This is a genomic window from Rhodoferax sp. UBA5149 (genome assembly GCF_002413825.1).
GTDB lineage: Bacteria > Pseudomonadota > Gammaproteobacteria > Burkholderiales > Burkholderiaceae_C > Rhodoferax.
The window spans coordinates 13,374-16,744 of record NZ_DHXT01000211.1 but is presented as its reverse complement, the minus strand read 5'-3'; the positions used below and the strand labels follow the sequence as shown (position 1 = coordinate 16,744).

Annotated in this window: 2 protein-coding genes and 2 pseudogenes; 1 reads left to right on the top strand and 3 read right to left on the bottom strand. The window is 59.8% G+C overall.

Features of this window, described 5'->3' with window-relative positions:
* Window positions 1-284: pseudogene (locus B3V69_RS19085) on the bottom strand (ABC transporter substrate-binding protein); the annotation flags it as partial.
* 68 nt (window positions 285-352) lie between these two features.
* Here B3V69_RS19085 and fabI point away from each other — a divergent pair.
* The gene (gene fabI, locus B3V69_RS19080; protein WP_296448853.1) at window positions 353-1,147 is read left to right on the top strand and encodes an enoyl-ACP reductase FabI; all 795 of its coding nucleotides are present in this window, start codon (window positions 353-355) and stop codon (window positions 1,145-1,147) included.
* A gap of 63 nt (window positions 1,148-1,210) precedes the next feature.
* Here the strand turns inward: fabI and ggt are convergent, their stop codons facing one another.
* Both ggt and B3V69_RS19070 read right to left on the bottom strand, forming a co-directional pair.
* Window positions 1,211-2,905 (bottom strand): gamma-glutamyltransferase, encoded by a 1,695-nt coding sequence (gene ggt, locus B3V69_RS19075; protein WP_296448861.1) that lies wholly within the window; start codon window positions 2,903-2,905, stop codon window positions 1,211-1,213.
* 58 nt (window positions 2,906-2,963) lie between these two features.
* Window positions 2,964-3,371, bottom strand: a pseudogene (locus B3V69_RS19070) (lysine decarboxylase); the annotation flags it as partial.

Genomic DNA, 3,371 nt, shown 5'->3' with positions numbered 1-3,371 from the left:
GACGCGGTTTCATCCAGAGAACCTGTGAGCAGCGAGTCAAACATCAGCTCGCCCAGATAGGCAGGCGCTGAGCCCTTGATCGTGAACGGGTTGTATTTGTCGAAGGTGGATACCCGCAGATTGCTGACCAGCCGCAATTCACCGCCCCTGGGCGCGTCGGCATTCACGTAGTCAAAGTGCGAAAAATCGGCCGCGTACTTCAAGTCGCCCCACAGGGCGTACCCGTGCGCCGCCCAGGACGGAACGGACACCGCCCACACCAAAAAAAACAGCAGACTTCGCATGCGACAATTCTGCATCAACTTCCGCCGCCGATGCGGCGGTGACTCACCCGCTAATTGAAGAGGACGATATGGGATTCCTGACAGGAAAAAAATTGCTGATTACCGGTGTTTTGTCAAAACGCTCCATTGCCTATGGCATTGCGCAGGCCTGCCATGAGCAGGGTGCCGAGTTGGCTTTCAGCTACGTCGGCGAGCGCTTCAAGGAGCGCATCACCGAGTTCGCGGCAGATTTTGGGTCCAAGCTGATATTTGACTGCGATGTCGGTGACGACGCGCAGATTGAAAAATTGTTCACCGATTTGTCCGCGCACTGGCCCACCTTCGATGGCTTTGTTCACAGCATTGGCTACGCACCACGCGAAGCCATTTCCGGCAACTTTCTGGACGGCCTGACGCGTGAAAACTTCAGAATCGCCCACGACATCAGCGCCTACAGCTTTCCCGCCATGGCCAAGGCAGCCCTGCCCTACCTCAATGACAAATCGTCCCTGCTGACGCTGACCTATCTGGGCGGTGTGCGCGTCGTGCCGAGTTACAACACCATGGGCCTGGCCAAGGCCTCGCTGGAATCTTCGGTGCGCTATCTGGCCGACGCCATCGGTCCCCGGGGCATGCGGGTCAACGGCCTGAGCGCCGGCGCCATCAAGACACTGGCCGCCAGCGGCATCAAGGATTTTGGCCGCTTGCTGGCCATTTCAGCCAGCGCATCGCCGCTCAAACGCAACGTGACGATCGAAGAGGTCGGCAATGTCGCAGCGTTCTTGTTGAGTGATCTGGCCTCCGGCATGACGGGCCAGATTTCTTATGTGGACTGCGGCGTCAGCCAGACCGCCGTGGCCGTGGTGGAAACCCCGCAGTCTTGATAAAATAGGCTGCTAGCCCCCGTATTCAGGGCACCAGAAGCTATCTAAAACGTAGCGCCTGAATCAATAGCCCAACGCCAGTCCGGTGTTGCGGCGCGGATCGTTCGCACCGTAGAAGCGCTTGGTTCCGCGCGGCGTGCCACCCAGAGACGGCGCGCCGATCAAAATCGCGGCCAGATGGTTGGCTGGTTGCGGCGGACCGAGCTTGTGGCCCATGTCCTCCAGGATTTTTCGGGTGTCAGGGCTGACGCCAAAGGTGTCCATGTTGGTCAGGTCAGGCAACCATTGCTGGTGGAAGCGAGGTGCATCCACGGCCTCCTGCACGTTCATGCCATAGTCGATGACGTTCAGGATGGTGTGCGTCACCGCCGTGATGATGCGGCTGCCACCCGGCGTGCCGACCACCATGACAGGCTTGGCGTCCTTGGTGATGATGGTCGGACTCATCGAGCTCAGGGGCCGCTTGCCGGGGGCGATGGCATTGGCTTCACCCTGTACCAGGCCGTAGAGGTTGGGCACGCCGATCTTGGAGGTGAAATCGTCCATTTCATCGTTCAGCAGCACGCCTGTCTTGGCCGCCGTGACCTTGGCACCAAACCAGTTGTTCAAGGTATAGGTGACAGCAACCGCGTTGCCATCCTTATCGACGATGGAGTAGTGCGTGGTATTGCTGCCTTCGTGCGGTGCCACGCCAGGCTTGAGGTCTTTGGATACCCCCGCCTTGGCGGGGTCGATGGCCGCACGAATTTTCGCAGCGTAGCCTTTGTCAAGCAGTCGGTCCAGCGGGTTTTGCACGAAGTCAGGGTCACCCAGGTAACTGTTGCGGTCCACATAAGCGTGCCGCATGGCTTCAATCTGGTAGTGCACGGCCTGGGCTGAGCGAAATCCGAGTTCCTTGAGGGGGTAACCCTCGACGATATTCAAAATTTCGCAGATCACAACACCGCCCGAGCTGGGCGGTGGCGCCGACACGATGTGGTAGCCGCGGTAGTCGCACTCCACAGGTGCCATTTCCCGCACCGTGTACTGGTCCAGATCAGCTTGGGTGATGATGCCTTTGCCCGCCGTGCTGGCTGCCACCAAGGCACTGCCCACCGCGCCTTTGTAGAAGCCATCCGCGCCGCGCTGGCTGATCAATCGCAAGGTTTTTGCCAGGTCCTTCTGCACCAGTTTTTGGCCGGGCTTGAAAGGCTCGCCGTGGTTAAGAAAAATGGCCGCCGATGGCGCGTCTTTGCGGAAATCGTCCGTGCTTGTCAGCAGCATGTCCACGTCACCTTCGCTCAGCACAAAGCCGCGATCTGCTAACTGGATCGCCGGGGCGATCAGCGCGGCGCGCGCCTGGGTGCCGTATTTGGCCCGCGCCATTTCCAGTCCAGCGACTGAGCCCGGCACGCCGACCGCCAGATAGCCATGGGTGCTCAAGCCATTGATGACATTGCCGTTCTGGTCCAGATACATCGTGGCCGTTGCGGCAAGCGGGGCCTTTTCGCGAAAATCCAGAAAGGTTTTGCGGCCATCGGCGAGTAGCAGCGTCATGAAGCCACCACCGCCCAGGTTGCCCGCCGCCGGATACACCACGGCCAGTGCGTAACCGACGGCGACGGCCGCATCGATGGCGTTGCCGCCCTTCTTCAGAACCTCGACGCCGACCTTGGTAGCCAGTTGTTGCGCCGAGACGACCATGCCGTGTTCCGCCGCGACGGGCGCGATCGACGCCGCCTGGCTAGTGCTGCAATAGAGTGCCGCAATCGCCGCCATCAGGGTCAGGCGGAAGGACTGGCTGTGCATGATAACGTTCGGGCCTACAACCCGAGTGTCACGGCTTCACACAGTCCGCGTAGTAGTGGGTTCGGCCGTCGGCGCCCTCTTCTTCCACCAGGCCGTGGATGTCACTCTCGAAACCCGGGCACTGCGAATTGAACTCGCGTGAGAATTTGAGGTAGTCCACAATCTTTCTGTTGAACACTTCACCCGGAATCAACAGTGGAATGCCGGGCGGGTAAGGCGTCACCAGTCCGACCGTGATGCGGCCTTCAAGATGATCAATCTCCACGCGCTCGGTTTTGCGCAGCGCGATATGGGCATAGGCGTCACTGGGCTTCATGGCCGGCATCAGGTCGCTCAGGTACATGTCGGTGGTCAGACGCGCAATGTCATATTTGGCGTAGAGCTGGTGAATGTGCTGGCACAAGTCCGCCAAGCCCATGGTTTCGTATTTGGGGTG